Origin of the sequence: Kribbella sp. (assembly GCF_035687465.1) — a bacterium.
Taxonomy (GTDB): domain Bacteria; phylum Actinomycetota; class Actinomycetes; order Propionibacteriales; family Kribbellaceae; genus Kribbella.
The window spans coordinates 1-14,916 of the sequence record NZ_DASRXP010000685.1; the positions used below are offsets into that span (position 1 = coordinate 1).

Consider the following 14,916-nt stretch of genomic DNA (forward strand, 5'->3'; position numbering starts at 1 on the left):
GACGGTGCATCGTTGGTCCCGGCACCGGCTGCCTCGCCAGTACTACTGTCGCCTGCACTCGTCGCGACCGGCGATGGGCTACCGATAGCGCTCCACACCCCACCGATGGCTACTACGACCACTACGGCCGCAGCGGCGGCAACCAGCGTCTGCCGCCGCTTGCGGATCCTCCGGCGCGCTTCTGCAGCCATGACACGCCCCCGCAGGCCGCTGAGAGAGTCCGCCTGGGTCTGGAAGGCGTCGGCGAGCTTGGGGCCGAGTTCCTGCTCGGGTCCGCACTCCGGCTCAGGCATCCTCGGCTCCTTCCTTGCTCAGCGTGCTCTTCAGAACCCCTAGGGCCCGGTGGACGTGCGACCTGGCTGTGGCCTCCGCACAGTTCAGCAGTACGCCGATCTCGGCGTACGAGAGGTCCTCGTAGAAGCGGAGGACGACTGCGGCCCGCTGGCGGTCCGGGAGGGTCTTGCAGAGTTCCCAGACGGCCTCTGCATCGGCACGGGCAGCAGTGCCGTCGGGTGTCGGCGATGTGCTGCGGACAGGTTCGGGAGTCGGCGCCTCGCGACGGCGGAAGCGGCGCCACCAGGAGATGTGCGCGTTGACCACCATCCGCTTCACGTAAGCCTCGGGGTCGTCGGCGCGACTCACCTTGGCCCAGCGCGCACAAGCCGTGGTGAGGGCGTCCTGGACCGCGTCCTCGGCCAGGGTGACGTCCCCGGTCAGCACATAGGCGAACCGCACCAGCGCGTCGGCCTTCTCGGTCACCCAGACCTCGAAGTCGATCGCACCCGCCTCTGCCTCCGCTGCCGCCAAGGCTGCCTCCATACCCTCAGGACGGCGTGGACCCCGCGTTCGTTGCACGCAGGACCCGGAACCCCTTCGCACTCGCCGTCCGCTCGCAGGGATAGCCCTGGTCGTTCAGCCAGCGCTGCAGCGAGTCACCGCCGAGGTTCTTGCCGACGACGAACCATGCCACGCCGCCGGGGGCAAGCCGGGCCAGCCAGTGCAGCAGCATCTTGTGCAACTCGGGCTTGCCGATGTGGATCGCGGGATTCGACCAAATCTGATCGAACCTCAAATCAGCCGGTACGTCGTCCGGCAGGACGGCGCGGACGCGTTCGCCGACGCCCGCCGCCTTCGCGTTCTCCACGGTCAACTCCAGCGCCCTGGTGTTCACGTCGACCGCCCAGACCTCGGCCTCGGTGGCCTCCACCGCCAGAGCGCAGGCGATCGGCCCGTAGCCCGTGCCCAGGTCGAGCAACGTGCCGCCCTCGGACGGCGGTTCCACCTCGCGCAGCAGCACCGAAGTACCGAGGTCCAGCCGGTCCCGGGAGAACACTCCGGTGGCAGTGGTGAACGTGTACTCCCGGTCCCAGATCTTGGCCTGCACGGTACGGCGTATGTCGGCTGAGCCTGGCTCCGCCGAGAAGTAGTGGTCAGCCACGTTGGTGTACCTCTCCTCTGACCTGGCGAGCCTCCACGGCACGCGCGGCCATTCCCTCGTCTGCTGGGTACCGCACTTCCTCCAGGGTGAGCCCGTGAGCCGGCACCACGAAGACGGCCGAATCCCGCACCCGGGCGGCCAGCACTTCCGCGGGCCAGGACGGCTCGCGGCGGCCGTCACCGACCGGCAGTACCGAACCGACGAGAGCCCGCACCATCGAGTGGCAGAAGGCGTCGGCGATCACCGTGGCCTCGACCCGACCCGGGGCGGTCCGCCGCCAACTGAACTCCAGCAGGGCCCGGACCGTACTCGCCCCCTCGCGGCGTCTGCAGAAGGCGGCGAAGTCGTGCTCGCCGAGAAGGTGCGCCGAGGCCTCGTTCATCCGATCCACATCGAGCGGCTGGAGCACGCGCAGTACGTGGTTCCTGGTCAGTGGATCCCAGGCGGCCCGGTCGTCGCAGACCCGGTACACATACCGGCGGAACAGCGCGGAGAAGCGCGCGTCGAAGCCGTCCGGGGCCGGAGCAGCGGCATTGATCCACACGTCATCAGGCAGTACGCCGTTGAGCCGGTGGATGAGGTCCCTCGCGACAGTCCCCTCGGGAAGCCAGAGGTGCACCACCTGGCCCCTCGCGTGGACACCGGTATCCGTCCGGCCGGCACAAGTCACCGACGGCGGCTCCGACTGCCGCAGTACGGTGCCCAGCGCCTGCTCAAGCACTCCCTGCACGGTCCTGAGACCGCCCTGACGGGCCCAGCCGTGAAAAGCCGTCCCGTCATACCTCAGATCAATCCGCCAACGCACAGGGCAATCTAACGCAGCAGCGCCCCTCCGCTCGAAGCGAAGGGGCGCTGCGTGGCTTGCTTGAGGAAGGTGTTACTTGTCCTCGGTCTCGCCGGCCTTGGTGAAACCGGCGGCCTCGGCGGCCTCCTCGGTGCTGAACCACACCTCGGCCTCGGTCTGGTCGTACCAGGGCGAGTCGGGGGTGTGGAACTTCATCGAGTTCTCGTTGCCCTTGATGTCGAAGCCCTCGGGCGCGGAGCCGTCGGCCTTCGGGGCAGCGGAGCCTTCGTACTTCGCCTCGACCGTGTCCTGGACCTCGGCGGCCGGAGCCTCGACGTCCTCGGTCTTGGCCTCGTCCTGGGCAGCGGCCTTCTTCGCGGTCGCCTTCTTGGCCGGGGCCTTCTTCGCGGCGGCCTTCTTCGCCTTCGGCGAGTCGGCCATCGCCTCGACCAGCTCGATCTTCACCATCGGGGCGTTGTCGCCCTTGCGCGGGCCGAGCTTGATGATCCGGGTGTAACCGCCCGGACGGTCCGCGTACCGCTCACCGATCTCGGTGAACAGCACGTGCACGACGCTCTTGTCCCGGATCCGCTTCATCACCTGACGGCGCGAGGTCAGGTCACCGCGCTTGGCCTTGGTGATCAAGGACTCCGCCAGCGGCTGCAGGCGCTTGGCCTTGGTCGCCGTGGTCGTGATCGCGCCGTGCTCGAACAGCGAGGTCGCCAGGTTGCTGAGGATCAGCTTCTGGTGCGCCGCGCTGCCGCCGAGGCGGGTTCCCTTTGTAGGGGTAGGCATCTTCTGTTACTCCAGGAAATCTCAGGCCCGGGTGCCGGACCTTGGGATGGGCCTTACTAGCTCAGTACTGCTCGGTCTCGGCGAAGCTCTCGTCCTCGTCCTCGGCGTCGTCGCCGTACGCCTCGGCAGCGGCGCGCAGGTCGAAGCCGGGGGGCGAGTCCTTCAGCGACAGGCCCATCTCGGCCAGCTTCAGCTTGACCTCGTCGATCGACTTGGAGCCGAAGTTGCGGATGTCCAGCAGGTCCTGCTCGCTGCGGGAGATCAGCTCACCCACGGTGTGGATGCCCTCGCGCTTGAGGCAGTTGTAGGACCGGACGGTCAGCTGCAGGTCCTCGACCGGCAGCGCCAGGTCGGCGGCCATCTGCTCGTCGACCGGCGACGGGCCGATGTCGATGCCCTCGGCCTCGACGTTCAGCTCGCGGGCCAGACCGAACAGCTCGACCAGCGTCTTACCGGCCGACGCGACGGCGTCGCGGGGCAGCATCGACTGCTTGGTCTCGACGTCGACTACCAGGCGGTCGAAGTCGGTGCGCTGCTCGACCCGGGTCGCCTCGACCTTGTAGGTGACCTTGAGGACCGGCGAGTAGATCGAGTCGACCGGCATCCGGCCGATCTCGGCGTCGGCGGACTTGTTCTGCACGGCGGAGACGTAACCGCGGCCGCGCTCGACGACCAGCTCCATCTCGAGCCGGCCCTTCTCGTTCAGGGTGGCGATCTTCAGGTCCGGGTTGTGCACCTCGACACCGGCCGGCGGCGCGATGTCGGCGGCGGTGACGTCACCGGGGCCCTGCTTGCGCAGGTACATGGTGACCGGCTCGTCGTGCTCGGAGGAGACAACCAGGTCCTTCAGGTTCAGGATCATCTGGGTGGCGTCTTCCTTCACCCCGGCCACGGTGGAGAACTCGTGCAGCACGCCGTCGACCTTGATGCTGGTCACGGCCGCGCCCGGGATGGACGACAGCAGGGTACGCCGGATGGAGTTGCCGAGGGTGTAGCCGAAGCCCGGCTCGAGCGGCTCGATCATGAACCGCGAGCGGTGCTCGCTGACGACCTCTTCGGTCAGGGTGGGACGCTGCGCAATAAGCACTTTCTAACTTCCTTCTGTTTCCGCGACGACCACTATTTGAGGCCGCGAAGTGGTGAAGAACACCGACCCGCCGGCAGCCTGGAAGCCACCGGCGGGACCGGGTCAGTTCTTCGAGTAGAGCTCGACGATCAGGTGCTCGGCGACCTGGGTGTCGATCTGTGCCCGGGTGGGCAGTTGGTGCACGAGGATCCGCAGCCGCTCGGGCAGCGCCTCGAGCCAGGCCGGCACCACTCGCTCGGAGTGGGTCTCCCTGGCGATGATGAACGGGGTCATCTCGACCGACTTCGGCCGGACGTCGATCACGTCGTGGGCCGCGACCCGGTACGACGGGATGTTCACCTTGATGCCGTTCACGGTGAAGTGACCGTGCACGACGAGCTGACGGGCCTGACGACGGGTACGGGCCAGACCGGCGCGGTACACGACGTTGTCGAGGCGGGACTCGAGGATGATCAGCAGGTTGTCACCGGTCTTACCAGGACGCCGCGAGGCCTCCTTGTAGTACAGGCTGAACTGCTTCTCGAGCACGCCGTAGGCGTAGCGGGCCTTCTGCTTCTCACGGAGCTGAAGCAGGTACTCGCTCTCCTTGGGACGGCCGCGGCCGTGCATACCCGGCGGGTACGGACGACGCTCGAACGCCTTGTCGCCACCGACGAGGTCGACCCCGAGACGGCGCGACTTCTTGGTCATGGGTCCGGTGTAACGGGCCATTTTCGCTGCCTACCTTTCTCTGGGTCAGACCCGGCGCCGCTTGGGAGGGCGGCAGCCGTTGTGTGCGGTCGGGGTGACGTCCTGGATGGTGCCGACCTCGAGGCCGACAGCTCCCAGCGAACGGATCGCGGTCTCACGGCCGGAGCCGGGACCCTTGACGAAGACGTCGATCTTGCGCATGCCGTGCTCCATCGCGCGCCGGCCGGCAGCCTCGGCTGCCATCTGCGCGGCGAACGGGGTGGACTTGCGCGAACCCTTGAAACCGACGGTGCCCGCGGATGCCCACGAGATGACCGCGCCGCTCGGGTCGGTGATCGTCACGATCGTGTTGTTGAACGTGCTCTTGATGTGCGCGTGGCCGGCGGCCACGTTCTTCTTCTCCTTGCGGCGCACCTTCTTCGCGCCGGCCGCGGTGCGGCTCTTGGGAGGCATAGGTCAGATACTCCTGGGGTGGTCGACGGTCATCCGGGTCACTTCTTCTTCTTGCCGGCGATCGCCTTGCGACGACCCTTACGGGTACGGGCGTTGGTCCGCGTGCGCTGACCACGCACCGGCAGGCCGCTGCGGTGCCGGCGACCCTGGTACGACCCGATCTCGATCTTGCGGCGGATGTCCGCGGTCACCTCACGACGGAGGTCACCTTCGATCTTGTAGTTGCCCTCGATGAAATCCCGGAGGCTGACCAGTTCTTCGTCACCCAGTTCGTGGACGCGCTTGTCACCGGAGATGCCGGTGGCTTCGAGCGTCTTCAGGGCGCGAGTACGACCTACACCGAAGATGTAGGTGAGAGCGACCTCGATGCGCTTGTCGCGCGGCAGGTCGACCCCTACGAGGCGTGCCATGTGGCGGTGTTCCTTTCGTCGGCAGAGGTGTGGTGGCGCGCTGCGTCCTTGCCCGCCTCGGTGAGTTGTTCACCGGCAAGGCCCCGGCCTCTGTTCCGGGGGCAACATCCGACCTGATTGCGGTGTCGGACGAGCATGCGCGCTGTGGTGCGAAAGTGCCGTGTGCTGCTCGAGTAAGGCTGGATCAGCCTTGCCGCTGCTTGTGCCGCGGGTTCTCGCAGATCACCATGACCCGACCGTGACGGCGGATCACCTTGCACTTGTCGCAGATCTTCTTGACGCTCGGATTGACCTTCATCGAGCTTCTTTCTTCGACAGGTGATGTGGTGGTTACTTGTACCGGTAGACGATGCGACCCCTGGTGAGGTCGTACGGCGACAGCTCCACGACGACCCGGTCCTCGGGGAGGATCCGGATGTAGTGCTGCCTCATCTTGCCGCTGATGTGCGCGAGCACCTTGTGCCCGTTGGACAGCTCAACACGGAACATCGCGTTCGGCAGGGCCTCAACGATGGTGCCCTCGAGTTCGATGACTCCCTCTTTTTTGGGCATGTCCTCGCACTTCTGTAGACGACAACTGAATGGTGGGTGGTGCGGTCGGCCCGCTCCACCCCTGCTCAGGGAGCCACCCTCCCGACGGCGTGCAGAAAAGCACTCATCGAGCAGCCGCGGGCAGCACGAGCAGAGGCCACAAAGGACCAAGGAAAGAGTGTACGCCACTTACCCACGGGAAACCCAATCGCCCCCGGTACGCCGGGGTCGGTGGCCGAGGTGGCCCTCCTACGGTACGCCGCGAGGTCAGCCGGCGCGAGTGGTCTCCAGTTCGTCCAGGTGCTCGGCGCCCCAGTCGTCCAGCGGCGCCAGGGCCAGGTTGAGCGACTCCCCCAGCGGGGTCAGCCAGTACTCGACCTTCGGTGGCACCTGGTGGAACACCTCCCGATGCACGACCCGGCGGCTCTCCAGCTCGCGCAGTTGCTGGATCAGCATCTTCTCGGTCACCCCGGAGATCTCCTTGCGCAGTTCCCCGAACCGCCGAGGCCCGTGGTGCAGCGCCCAGAGGATCCGCGGCTTCCATTTCCCGCCGATCACGTCCGCGGCGGCATCCAGCCCGCAGGTGTACGGCCTCGTAGCGACCATGGTTACTTACCTTTCGGTCAGTACCTGACTATTTAGTGGGTACTTGTCCACCCTAAAGTGCTGCCGCAACCCTAGGGGACATGAAAACTCCTGTCACCGTCCTCGGTCTCGGTGCGATGGGCACCGCCCTGGCCCGGGCCTTCCTGGCCGCCGGCCACCCGACCACCGTCTGGAACCGAACCCCCGGCCGCTCCCCCGAGCTGGACGAGCTCGGCGTCACCCGCGCGGCCACCGTCGCCGACGCGCTCGCGGTGAGCCCGCTGATCGTCGTCTGCCTCCTGAACGACGACTCCGTCCGGACCACCCTCGCTCCTGCCGCCACCGAACTGTCCGACCGCACCCTGGTCAACCTCACCAACGGCACCCCGGCCCAGGCCCGGCGGACCGCCGACTGGGCCGCGCAGCAGGGCGCGGAGTACCTGGACGGCGGGATCATGGCCGTGCCCGTGATGATCGGCGGACCAGCCGCGTTCATCCTCTACAGCGGCTCAGAGGTGGCCTTCGAACGCCATCAGGCCGCGCTCGCCGAGCTCGCGCGTCCGCAGTACGTGGGAAGCGATCCGGGGTTCGCGGCCCTGCATGATCTGGCCTTGCTCAGCGGGATGTACGGCATGGTCGGCGGCGCCGCGCACGCGCTCGCGCTGGTCTCCAGCGAGAAGATCTCCCCGACGGCGTTCACCAACGACCTGCTGATCCCCTGGCTCACCGCCATGCTCGGCACGCTCTCCCAGATCGCAGCAGACCTCGAGTACGGCGCTGCGCCGGGTGCGGCCGGCTCGAACCTGGCCATGCAGGCGACCGCCTACGTCAACCTGATCGATGCCTCGGTGGATCAGGGCGTCGACCCGGCGATGGTGACGCCGATGGGCGAGCTCCTGGACCGGACCGTCGCTGAGGGCCACGGCGACGAGGACCTCGCCGCTATTGTTCGGCTGCTTCGGAAGGTCTCGTAGCGGCCCATTGCTCGCCTGCCTGCCAGACGTGCTCCGGCATCAGGTCCAGCAGGTCACAGGCTGCGTCCAGCTGCGCCAGCGCAGTACTGGAGTCGCGGTAGGCGGGCAGGACCGCTACGAAGCGGCGGCCCTCGCAGCTGAAGCCGAAGGTCGGCACCTGGGCGAGGGCCTCCACCGCCCGTGGGTGGAGCACCTCGAGGGCTAGGTCCTCGCGGCCGTTGAACAGGCAGTAGCCCTCGGCCAGACCGTCGACGGACAGCTTCAGCGGGAGCAGGCTGGCCGCGGCCACCGCTGCGAGCGAGGCAGGCAGCACCTGCATCGGCGGCAGCGGCCGGTCGACCTCGAGGTCAAGGAAGTCGAAGCCCAGCTGGCGGCGCCTCACCTTGTGCCGGAACCTGCCTGTCCACAGCTCGCGACCACGATGCCGGCCCGCCGTCACGTCGGAGACCTCCGCGGCCGGGTCGGCGTCGAAAGGCGGGAAGGGCCAGCGCTCGAGCACCGCCGGCTCGGACGCGCTGAAGTGCCAACCGAGTTGCTCCACCACATCCGACCAGCCTTTGCGCAACCGGCCGTCCGAGAGCCGCAGGGCGGCGGTGAAGGCGATCAGGACGAGGAACCAGGCCAGTACCAGCCAGCCGACCCAGCGCGGCTCGACCAACAGACCGACGACCACCAACGGGATCGCGACAGCGAACCAGATCAAGTAGACGAGCGCCGAGCCCTGCCGCAGCTGCCAGACCCACGCCGGACGAAGGCGGGGCCAGAGCACGCGGCGACTGACCGGGGCGCTGGTCAACGGCGCTTTCCGAGGCTGCCCATGGCGAAGAACGCCCACGGGATGAGGAGCCAGACCGGCCAGAAGTTGGGCCAGTCACCGCCGTTGGCGACGCCGATCACGAACCAGATCACCACGTTCAGCAGGACGACGCCGGTGAAGCCACCGGTCAGTGCCTGCAGGCCGTTCGGCTGCTTGCCCTTGCGCCGCTCGGGGAAGCTGCCGGGCTCGGGCGCGGGCTTGGCGGGCTGCACCGCCGCCGGGGTCTGGTAGGTCCGGACCGGCGGGAGATCACGCACCAGCGGTTCCAGCTCGCCGTACGTCTGGACGGTGTAGAGCTGATCCAGCCGGGTGCTGAACTCGGGCTGGTCCAGCCGGCCGTCCGCGAAGGCGTCCCGCAACCGACCGGCGATCTTCTCCCGGTCGGCCTCGGTGAAGCGCTGGTGGGGTTGGTACGGGCTGGGCATGCCCCAAGTGTGCCTCAGCTCGGGAGCGTCCGGCGTCCCCCGATGGACGGACTCCGGCTGTCCGTCGATCGGCCCGGCCGCGGAGTACGGGCTGTCAGTCGGCCAGCGGACCGAAGGTGACGCCGAGCTCGGCCAGCTTGGCCTCGCCACCGTCCAGCGCTGTCAGCACCCAGGGACCCTCGGGCGTCAGCGTGAAGGAGTGCTCGGTGTGCGCGGCGGCCAAGCCGTCGTTGGTGACGACCGTCCAGTCGTCCTCGAGCGTGTGGTTTTCCTGGTTGCCCAGCGTGAGCATCGGCTCGACCGCCAGCGCGAGTCCCTCGACCAGCTTCGGCCCGCGACCGGCCTTGCCGAAGTTCGGCACGTTCGGCGGCTGGTGCATCGCCGACCCGATCCCGTGCCCGACGAAGTCCTCGACGATCCCGTACGACGAGGTGGCGCGCACGTGGCTCTCGACGGCCGCCGAGATGTCCGTCAACCGGCCACCGAGGTGGGCGGCTGCGAATCCCCGCCACATCGACTCCTCGCAGACCCGGGCCAGCTCGAGCAGCCCGGCCTCGACCTCGCCGACGGGCACCGTGATCGCCGCGTCGCCGTGCCAGCCGTTCACGATCGCGCCGCAGTCGATCGAGATGATGTCGCCGTCGGCCAGCACCCGCTCACCGGGGATGCCGTGCACGATCTCGTCGTTCACCGACGTACAGATCGAGCCGGTGAAGCCGTGGTAGCCCTTGAACGAGGGGGTCGCGCCGGAGGAGCGGATGTGGTCCTCCGCGATCGCGTCCAGCTCGCCGGTGCTGATGCCGGCCTTCACCTCGCCGCGGAGCAGTTCCAGCGTGCGGCCGACCACCAGGCCGGCCACACGCATGGCGAGGATCTGTTCGCGGGTCTTGATCTCGATCCCGCGGTCCTTAAAGATCACGTGCTCTGCTTCTCACTCCGTGATCGTCTTGAGGGCGGTGAGCACACGCTCGCTGACCTCTTCGATCTCACCGACGCCGTCCACCTCGACCAGCAGGCCGCGCTGGGCGTAGACCCGGAGCAGCGGTTTGGTCTCGGCGGCGTAGACCTCCTGCCGGTGCCGGATCACCTCTTCGGAGTCATCCGTGCGGCCGTCGATCTTGGACCGGCGCAGCATCCGGTCGACCAGGACGTCGATGTCGGCGACCAGCGCCACCACCGCGTCCAGCTTGTGACCGTGGTCGGCCAGGATGTCGTCCAGGGTGCCGACCTGCGGCAGCGTGCGGGGATACCCGTCCAGCAGGAATCCCTCGCCCGCGTCCGCGTCGGAGAGCCGGTCGCGCACCATCGCGTTGGTGATCTCGTCCGGCACGTAGTTGCCCGCGTCCATGTAGCGCTTGGCCTCGAGACCGAGTTCGGTCTTGTCCTTGACGTTCGCGCGGAAGATGTCGCCGGTGGAGACGGCCGGGATGCCGAGACGGTCCGCAAGCACCTTTGCCTGCGTCCCCTTACCCGCCCCGGGCGGACCCATCAGCAACATTCTCATCAGCGCAGGAACCCTTCGTAATTACGCTGCTGCAGCTGAGACTCGATCTGCTTCACCGTGTCGAGACCGACGCCGACCATGATCAGGATCGACGTACCACCGAACGGGAAGTTCTGACTGGCGTTCAGCAAAACCAGTGCGACCAGCGGGATCATGGAGATCGCCGCGAGGTAGATCGCGCCGGGCAGCGTGATGCGGGACAGGACGTAGGAGAGGTACTCCTCGGTCGGCCGGCCCGCCCGGATCCCGGGGATGAAGCCGCCGTACTTCTTCATGTTGTCTGCAACTTCCTTCGGATTGAAGGTAATCGAGACATAGAAGTACGTGAAGAAGATGATCAGGGCGATATACGTCACCATGTAGACCGGGTGATCGCCCTTGACCAGGTTCCCCTGGATCCAGATCGCCCATCCCTCGTTCGCACGGAACTGGCTGACCAGCACCGGCAGGTACATCAGGCTGGAGGCGAAGATGACCGGGATCACACCCGCCTGGTTGACCTTCAGCGGGATGTAGGTCGAGGTCCCGCCGAACATCTTCCGGCCGACCATCCGTTTGGCGTACTGCACCGGGATACGGCGCTGCGCCTGCTCGATGAAGATGACCGCGGCCATGATCACCAGGCCGATCACGATCACGATCACGAAGGTGCCGATGCCCTTGTCCTTGCGGATGCTCCACAGCTGGCTCGGGAAGGTCGCCACGATCTGGGTGAAGATCAGGATCGACATGCCGTTGCCGACACCACGGTCGGTGATCAGCTCACCGAGCCACATCACGACGCCGGTACCGGCGGTCATGGTGAGCACCATCACAACGACCGGGAACCACGAGTCGTCGCGCAGCAGCGGCTCGGCGCAGCCCTGGAACAGCCGGCCGGGCGTCCGCGCCAGCGCGACGAACGCGGTGGCCTGCAGGATCGCCAGCCCGACGGTCAGGAACCGGGTGTACTGGGTGATCTTGGTCTGTCCCGCCTGGCCCTCCTTCTTCAGCGACTCCAGCCGCGGGATGACCACGGTGAGCAGCTGCAGAATGATGCTGGCGGTGATGTACGGCATGATGCCCAGCGCGAAGATCGCGAGCTGCAGCAGTGCGCCACCGGAGAACAGGTTGATCAAGTTGTACAGGTTCGCGTTCGTACCCGTCGTGGCCTGGTTCAGGCACTTGTCCAGCGACTGGACGTTGACGCCGGGTGCCGGAACGACGGAGCCGATCCGGAAGATCACGACGATGAAGAGTACGAACAAGATCTTCCGGCGCAGGTCCGGAGTCTTGAACGCGTTGGCGAAGGCGCCTAACACCCTGTCCTCCCACAAGTTTCCCTTGCCCGGTCAGGGCAGGGGCCTAGCAAAGCAGCTGGGCAAGAGACGAACCAGGGCTCGTCCGAACTCCAGCGCGACAATAACAAACGCTGGCTCGCACGAGCCCTGGCACTCACACCTCGGTGGTGGTTCCTCCGGCCGCCGCGATCTTCTCCTTGGCGGACTTCGAGAACTTGTGCACCGAAACCTGCAGTGCAACGGTCAGCTCACCGTCGCCCAGCACCTTCACCGGGAGACTGTCGCGGACCGCGCCCTTGGCGACCAGGTCGGTCACGCCGACCTCGCCGCCTTCGGGGAACAGTTGTCCGAGCTTGTCCAGGTTAACGACCTGGAACTCCACTCGGTTCCTGCTTTTGAAGCCCTTCAGCTTCGGCAGCCGCATGTGCAGCGGCATCTGGCCACCCTCGAAGTTCTCGGGGATGTTGTTACGGGCCTTGCTGCCCTTGGTACCGCGGCCGGCCGTCTTGCCCTTGCTGCCCTCACCACGACCCACGCGGGTCTTGGCGGTCTTGGCGCCGGGAGCCGGACGCAGGTGATGAACCTTGAGCGCCATGTCAGTCAACCTCTTCGACGGTGATGAGGTGGCGAACCGCGCGCACCATGCCGCGAACCTCGGGCTTGTCCTCGTGGACGGCGGTGTCGCCGATCCGCTTGACGCCCAGGGTGCGCAGCGTGTCGCGCTGGTTCTGCTTGCCACCGATGCCGGAACGGGTCTGGGTCACCTTCAGGCGTGCCATCAGGATGTCGCCTCCGCCCGCGCCTTCAGCAGCGCCGCCGGGGCGACGTGCTCGACCGGCAGACCACGGCGAGCCGCCACGGCCTCCGGCGTCTCCAGGGCCTGCAGCGCGGCCACCGTGGCGTGCACCACGTTGATCGCGTTGGAGGAACCCAGCGACTTGCTCAGGATGTCGTGGATCCCGGCGCACTCCAGTACGGCGCGCGCCGAGCCACCCGCGATCACACCGGTACCGGGAGCGGCCGGACGCAGCATCACAACGCCTGCGGCCTTCTCGCCCTGGACCGGGTGCGGGATGGTGCCCTGGATCCTCGGCACCTTGAAGAACGACTTCTTGGCCTCCTCGACACCCTTGGCGATCGCCGCGGGCACCTCCTTGGCCTTGCCGTAACCCACACCGACGGTGCCTTCACCGTCGCCGACGACCACGAGGGCGGTGAAGCTGAAGCGACGACCACCCTTCACGACCTTGGCGACACGGTTGATGGCTACCACGCGCTCGATGTAGGCGGTCTTGTCAGCTGCCGCACCACGACCTCCGTCGCGGTTACGGCGCTCACCACCGGCGCCGCCTCCGCGACGCTGCTGGCCTCCGCTCATTTCGAATCCTCGCTTCGCTCGGAGTTCTTATTCACGAGTCGCTGCTGCATTGAATGGTCCGCTCGCATGCGCTCGCACACAGAACTACCTTCTTCCCTTGACGTCGCCATCAGAAGCCGAGCCCGCCCTCGCGAGCAGCGTCGGCCAGGGCCGCGATGCGGCCGTGGTACTTGTTCCCGGCCCGGTCGAACACGACCGAGTCGATGCCGGCGGCCTTGGCCCGGTCGGCGAGCAAGCCGCCGACGGTCTTGGCCTTGTCGGTCTTGTTCGCCTCCGCGCCGCGCAGGTCGGCCTCCATGGTGGAAGCCGAGACCAGCGTGACACCGGCCACGTCGTCGATGACCTGTGCGAACAGGTGCTTCGAGGACTTGGAGACCACCAGGCGCGGCCGCTCGGCCGTGCCGTTGATCTTCTTCCGGACGCGGATCTGGCGACGCAGCCGGGAAGACGTCTTCTTGGCGGAGTGCTTGTTCGGACGCAATCCGATCGCCATGGGTTACTTACCAGCCTTTCCGACCTTGCGGCGCACCTGCTCGCCCGCGTACCGCACACCCTTGCCCTTGTAGGGCTCAGGCTTGCGCAGCTTGCGGATGTTGGCGGCGACCTCGCCGACCGACTGCTTGTCGATTCCCTGCACCGAGAACTTGGTCGGCGACTCCACCGCGAAGGTGATGCCCGCGGGCGCCTCCACCGTGATGGTGTGGCTGTACCCGAGCGAGAACTCCAGCGTGGCCGGGCCCTTGGACAGGACGCGGTAGCCGACGCCGACGATCTCGAGCTTCTTCTCGTAGCCGTCCGTCACACCGGTCACCAGGTTGGCGATCAGGGTGCGGGAGAGGCCGTGCAGTTCCTTGCTCTTGCGCTGGTCGTCCGGACGCGTGACGGCGATGGTGCCGTCCTCGTCGCGCGCGACCACGATGGGCTCCGCAACACTGTGCGAGAGCTGGCCCTTGGGGCCCTTCACGGTGACCGTCTGGCCGTCGATCGTGACGTCGACGCCGGACGGGACCGTGATGGGCAGCTTGCCGATGCGAGACATTCCTAGGTCCTCCTTCCGGGTTCTTCCGTCACCAGACGTAGGCGAGGACTTCCCCACCCACGCCCTTGTTCTTGGCCTGCCGGTCGGTCAGCAGACCCTGCGACGTCGAGATGATCGCGACGCCGAGGCCACCGAGCACCTTGGGCAGGTTGGTCGACTTCGCGTAGACGCGCAGACCGGGCTTGCTGATCCGGCGCACGCCGGCGATCGAGCGCTCACGGCTCGGGCCGAACTTCAGGTCGACCACCAGGGTCTTACCGACAGCACCCTCCTTGGGCTCCTCGACCTGGTAGGACGAGATGTAGCCCTCCTGCTGGAGGATGTCGGCGATACCCTGCTTGATCTTGCTGTACGGCATCTGGGTCGACTCGTGATACGCCTGGTTGGCGTTGCGCAGACGCGTCAGCATGTCTGCGATCGGGTCGGTCATCGTCATGGCCTGGGGCCTCTTTCCCGCCGTGGTTTCGCCGTCCGGCGACCTACGGTGACTAGATGGTGTTGGTCGAAGAAGTCAGTGGTGGAGCAGCGTCCGGCTGGGGTCACCAGCTGGACTTGGTGACACCGGGCAGCTCGCCCCGGTGCGCCATCTCGCGCAGGCAGATCCGGCACAGGCCGAACTTGCGGAAGACGGCCTTGGGCCGGCCGCAGCGCTGGCACCGGGTGTAACCCCGGACCGCGAACTTCGGCTTGCGGGCCTGCTTGACCTTGAGTGCTGTCTTCGCCACG

At 67.1% G+C, this 14,916-nt stretch carries 24 protein-coding genes and 1 pseudogene; 1 reads left to right on the forward strand and 24 read right to left on the reverse strand.

Features of this window, described 5'->3' with window-relative positions; genetic code table 11:
* The 12 genes and pseudogenes from VFG33_RS36735 to VFG33_RS36790 all read right to left on the reverse strand — a co-directional run.
* Positions 1–293 (reverse strand): annotated as a pseudogene (locus tag VFG33_RS36735) (hypothetical protein); the annotation flags it as partial.
* The gene (locus VFG33_RS36740; RefSeq protein ID WP_325057646.1) at positions 286–819 is read right to left on the reverse strand and encodes a SigE family RNA polymerase sigma factor; all 534 of its coding nucleotides are present in this window, start codon (positions 817–819) and stop codon (positions 286–288) included. The pseudogene VFG33_RS36735 and the gene VFG33_RS36740, both read right to left, overlap by 8 nt.
* A gap of 4 nt (positions 820–823) precedes the next feature.
* A complete protein-coding gene (locus VFG33_RS36745; protein ID WP_325057647.1) occupies positions 824–1,438 on the reverse strand; it encodes a class I SAM-dependent methyltransferase in 615 nt (204 codons plus the stop codon).
* Positions 1,431–2,243, reverse strand: coding sequence for a tRNA pseudouridine(38-40) synthase TruA (gene truA, locus VFG33_RS36750; protein ID WP_325057648.1), 813 nt, complete (start codon positions 2,241–2,243; stop codon positions 1,431–1,433). Before truA ends, VFG33_RS36745 begins: the two co-directional genes overlap by 8 nt.
* Before the next feature lie 72 nt (positions 2,244–2,315).
* The gene (gene rplQ, locus VFG33_RS36755) at positions 2,316–3,017 is read right to left on the reverse strand and encodes a 50S ribosomal protein L17, sunset domain variant (RefSeq protein WP_325057649.1); all 702 of its coding nucleotides are present in this window, start codon (positions 3,015–3,017) and stop codon (positions 2,316–2,318) included.
* Between the two features lie 61 nt (positions 3,018–3,078).
* The gene (locus VFG33_RS36760) at positions 3,079–4,104 is read right to left on the reverse strand and encodes a DNA-directed RNA polymerase subunit alpha (protein WP_325057650.1); all 1,026 of its coding nucleotides are present in this window, start codon (positions 4,102–4,104) and stop codon (positions 3,079–3,081) included.
* Positions 4,105–4,206: 102 nt separating this feature from the next.
* Entirely contained in the window at positions 4,207–4,815 is a 609-nt protein-coding gene (gene rpsD, locus VFG33_RS36765; protein ID WP_325057651.1) for a 30S ribosomal protein S4, read from the reverse strand.
* A 24-nt stretch (positions 4,816–4,839) separates the two neighbouring features.
* The gene (gene rpsK, locus VFG33_RS36770) at positions 4,840–5,247 is read right to left on the reverse strand and encodes a 30S ribosomal protein S11 (RefSeq protein ID WP_325057652.1); all 408 of its coding nucleotides are present in this window, start codon (positions 5,245–5,247) and stop codon (positions 4,840–4,842) included.
* Between the two features lie 38 nt (positions 5,248–5,285).
* Positions 5,286–5,657, reverse strand: a complete 372-nt coding sequence (gene rpsM, locus VFG33_RS36775) for a 30S ribosomal protein S13 (protein WP_325057653.1) — start codon at positions 5,655–5,657, stop codon at positions 5,286–5,288.
* A 184-nt stretch (positions 5,658–5,841) separates the two neighbouring features.
* Positions 5,842–5,955 carry a 50S ribosomal protein L36 gene (gene rpmJ, locus VFG33_RS36780; protein ID WP_008361054.1) on the reverse strand — a complete coding sequence of 38 codons (114 nt, stop codon included), beginning with the start codon at positions 5,953–5,955 and terminating at the stop codon, positions 5,842–5,844.
* A gap of 32 nt (positions 5,956–5,987) precedes the next feature.
* On the reverse strand, positions 5,988–6,209 hold the full coding sequence (infA, locus tag VFG33_RS36785; protein ID WP_012923661.1) for a translation initiation factor IF-1: 222 nt from the start codon (positions 6,207–6,209) through the stop codon (positions 5,988–5,990).
* A 246-nt stretch (positions 6,210–6,455) separates the two neighbouring features.
* Positions 6,456–6,794, reverse strand: coding sequence for a winged helix-turn-helix transcriptional regulator (locus VFG33_RS36790; protein ID WP_325057654.1), 339 nt, complete (start codon positions 6,792–6,794; stop codon positions 6,456–6,458).
* An 80-nt stretch (positions 6,795–6,874) separates the two neighbouring features.
* On the opposite strand from VFG33_RS36790, the gene VFG33_RS36795 reads away from it, so the two are divergent.
* Positions 6,875–7,747 carry an NAD(P)-dependent oxidoreductase gene (locus tag VFG33_RS36795; protein WP_325057655.1) on the forward strand — a complete coding sequence of 291 codons (873 nt, stop codon included), beginning with the start codon at positions 6,875–6,877 and terminating at the stop codon, positions 7,745–7,747.
* Here the strand turns inward: VFG33_RS36795 and VFG33_RS36800 are convergent.
* From VFG33_RS36800 to VFG33_RS36855, 12 genes are all read right to left on the reverse strand, one after another.
* Positions 7,716–8,543, reverse strand: a complete 828-nt coding sequence (locus VFG33_RS36800) for a hypothetical protein (RefSeq protein WP_325057656.1) — start codon at positions 8,541–8,543, stop codon at positions 7,716–7,718. The two genes, VFG33_RS36795 and VFG33_RS36800, sit on opposite strands and share 32 nt — an antisense overlap.
* Entirely contained in the window at positions 8,540–8,989 is a 450-nt protein-coding gene (locus VFG33_RS36805; RefSeq protein WP_325057657.1) for a DUF1707 SHOCT-like domain-containing protein, read from the reverse strand. The genes VFG33_RS36800 and VFG33_RS36805 overlap by 4 nt, the downstream gene beginning before the upstream one ends.
* A 94-nt stretch (positions 8,990–9,083) precedes the next feature.
* Positions 9,084–9,908, reverse strand: a complete 825-nt coding sequence (gene map / locus VFG33_RS36810; RefSeq protein ID WP_325057658.1) for a type I methionyl aminopeptidase — start codon at positions 9,906–9,908, stop codon at positions 9,084–9,086.
* Positions 9,909–9,920: 12 nt separating this feature from the next.
* Positions 9,921–10,493 carry an adenylate kinase gene (locus VFG33_RS36815; protein WP_325057659.1) on the reverse strand — a complete coding sequence of 191 codons (573 nt, stop codon included), beginning with the start codon at positions 10,491–10,493 and terminating at the stop codon, positions 9,921–9,923.
* Positions 10,493–11,794: a preprotein translocase subunit SecY gene (secY, locus tag VFG33_RS36820; protein ID WP_325057660.1), complete on the reverse strand. Its 1,302-nt coding sequence runs from the start codon at positions 11,792–11,794 to the stop codon at positions 10,493–10,495. The genes VFG33_RS36815 and secY overlap by 1 nt, the downstream gene beginning before the upstream one ends.
* Before the next feature lie 133 nt (positions 11,795–11,927).
* A complete protein-coding gene (gene rplO, locus VFG33_RS36825; protein ID WP_020388091.1) occupies positions 11,928–12,368 on the reverse strand; it encodes a 50S ribosomal protein L15 in 441 nt (146 codons plus the stop codon).
* Between the two features lies 1 nt (position 12,369).
* Entirely contained in the window at positions 12,370–12,552 is a 183-nt protein-coding gene (rpmD, locus tag VFG33_RS36830; protein ID WP_020388092.1) for a 50S ribosomal protein L30, read from the reverse strand.
* Complete coding sequence (gene rpsE / locus VFG33_RS36835) at positions 12,552–13,151, reverse strand: 30S ribosomal protein S5 (RefSeq protein ID WP_325057661.1); 600 nt, start codon at positions 13,149–13,151, stop codon at positions 12,552–12,554. Before rpsE ends, rpmD begins: the two co-directional genes overlap by 1 nt.
* 109 nt (positions 13,152–13,260) lie before the next feature.
* Positions 13,261–13,644, reverse strand: a complete 384-nt coding sequence (rplR, locus tag VFG33_RS36840) for a 50S ribosomal protein L18 (protein WP_325057662.1) — start codon at positions 13,642–13,644, stop codon at positions 13,261–13,263.
* 3 nt (positions 13,645–13,647) lie between these two features.
* Complete coding sequence (gene rplF, locus VFG33_RS36845; RefSeq protein WP_325057663.1) at positions 13,648–14,190, reverse strand: 50S ribosomal protein L6; 543 nt, start codon at positions 14,188–14,190, stop codon at positions 13,648–13,650.
* A 28-nt stretch (positions 14,191–14,218) separates the two neighbouring features.
* The gene (rpsH, locus tag VFG33_RS36850; protein WP_270136192.1) at positions 14,219–14,626 is read right to left on the reverse strand and encodes a 30S ribosomal protein S8; all 408 of its coding nucleotides are present in this window, start codon (positions 14,624–14,626) and stop codon (positions 14,219–14,221) included.
* Between the two features lie 103 nt (positions 14,627–14,729).
* Positions 14,730–14,915, reverse strand: a complete 186-nt coding sequence (locus VFG33_RS36855; protein ID WP_012923674.1) for a type Z 30S ribosomal protein S14 — start codon at positions 14,913–14,915, stop codon at positions 14,730–14,732.
* Between the last annotated feature and the right edge of the window lies 1 nt (position 14,916).

Excerpts from the sequence above, each read along its gene's own strand:
- VFG33_RS36740 (WP_325057646.1), bottom strand. The coding sequence starts at position 819 with ATGGAGGCAGCCTTGGCGGCAGCGGAGGCAGAGGCGGGTGCGATCGAC.
- rplQ (WP_325057649.1), bottom strand. The coding sequence starts at position 3,017 with ATGCCTACCCCTACAAAGGGAACCCGCCTCGGCGGCAGCGCGGCGCAC.
- rpsD (WP_325057651.1), bottom strand. The coding sequence starts at position 4,815 with ATGGCCCGTTACACCGGACCCATGACCAAGAAGTCGCGCCGTCTCGGG.
- rpsK (WP_325057652.1), bottom strand. The coding sequence starts at position 5,247 with ATGCCTCCCAAGAGCCGCACCGCGGCCGGCGCGAAGAAGGTGCGCCGC.
- rpsM (WP_325057653.1), bottom strand. The coding sequence starts at position 5,657 with ATGGCACGCCTCGTAGGGGTCGACCTGCCGCGCGACAAGCGCATCGAG.
- rpmJ (WP_008361054.1), bottom strand. The coding sequence starts at position 5,955 with ATGAAGGTCAATCCGAGCGTCAAGAAGATCTGCGACAAGTGCAAGGTG.
- infA (WP_012923661.1), bottom strand. The coding sequence starts at position 6,209 with ATGCCCAAAAAAGAGGGAGTCATCGAACTCGAGGGCACCATCGTTGAG.
- VFG33_RS36790 (WP_325057654.1), bottom strand. The coding sequence starts at position 6,794 with ATGGTCGCTACGAGGCCGTACACCTGCGGGCTGGATGCCGCCGCGGAC.
- VFG33_RS36795 (WP_325057655.1), top strand. The coding sequence starts at position 6,875 with ATGAAAACTCCTGTCACCGTCCTCGGTCTCGGTGCGATGGGCACCGCC.
- VFG33_RS36805 (WP_325057657.1), bottom strand. The coding sequence starts at position 8,989 with ATGCCCAGCCCGTACCAACCCCACCAGCGCTTCACCGAGGCCGACCGG.
- VFG33_RS36815 (WP_325057659.1), bottom strand. The coding sequence starts at position 10,493 with ATGAGAATGTTGCTGATGGGTCCGCCCGGGGCGGGTAAGGGGACGCAG.
- rplO (WP_020388091.1), bottom strand. The coding sequence starts at position 12,368 with ATGGCGCTCAAGGTTCATCACCTGCGTCCGGCTCCCGGCGCCAAGACC.
- rpmD (WP_020388092.1), bottom strand. The coding sequence starts at position 12,552 with ATGGCACGCCTGAAGGTGACCCAGACCCGTTCCGGCATCGGTGGCAAG.
- rpsE (WP_325057661.1), bottom strand. The coding sequence starts at position 13,151 with ATGAGCGGAGGCCAGCAGCGTCGCGGAGGCGGCGCCGGTGGTGAGCGC.
- rplR (WP_325057662.1), bottom strand. The coding sequence starts at position 13,644 with ATGGCGATCGGATTGCGTCCGAACAAGCACTCCGCCAAGAAGACGTCT.
- rplF (WP_325057663.1), bottom strand. The coding sequence starts at position 14,190 with ATGTCTCGCATCGGCAAGCTGCCCATCACGGTCCCGTCCGGCGTCGAC.
- rpsH (WP_270136192.1), bottom strand. The coding sequence starts at position 14,626 with ATGACGATGACCGACCCGATCGCAGACATGCTGACGCGTCTGCGCAAC.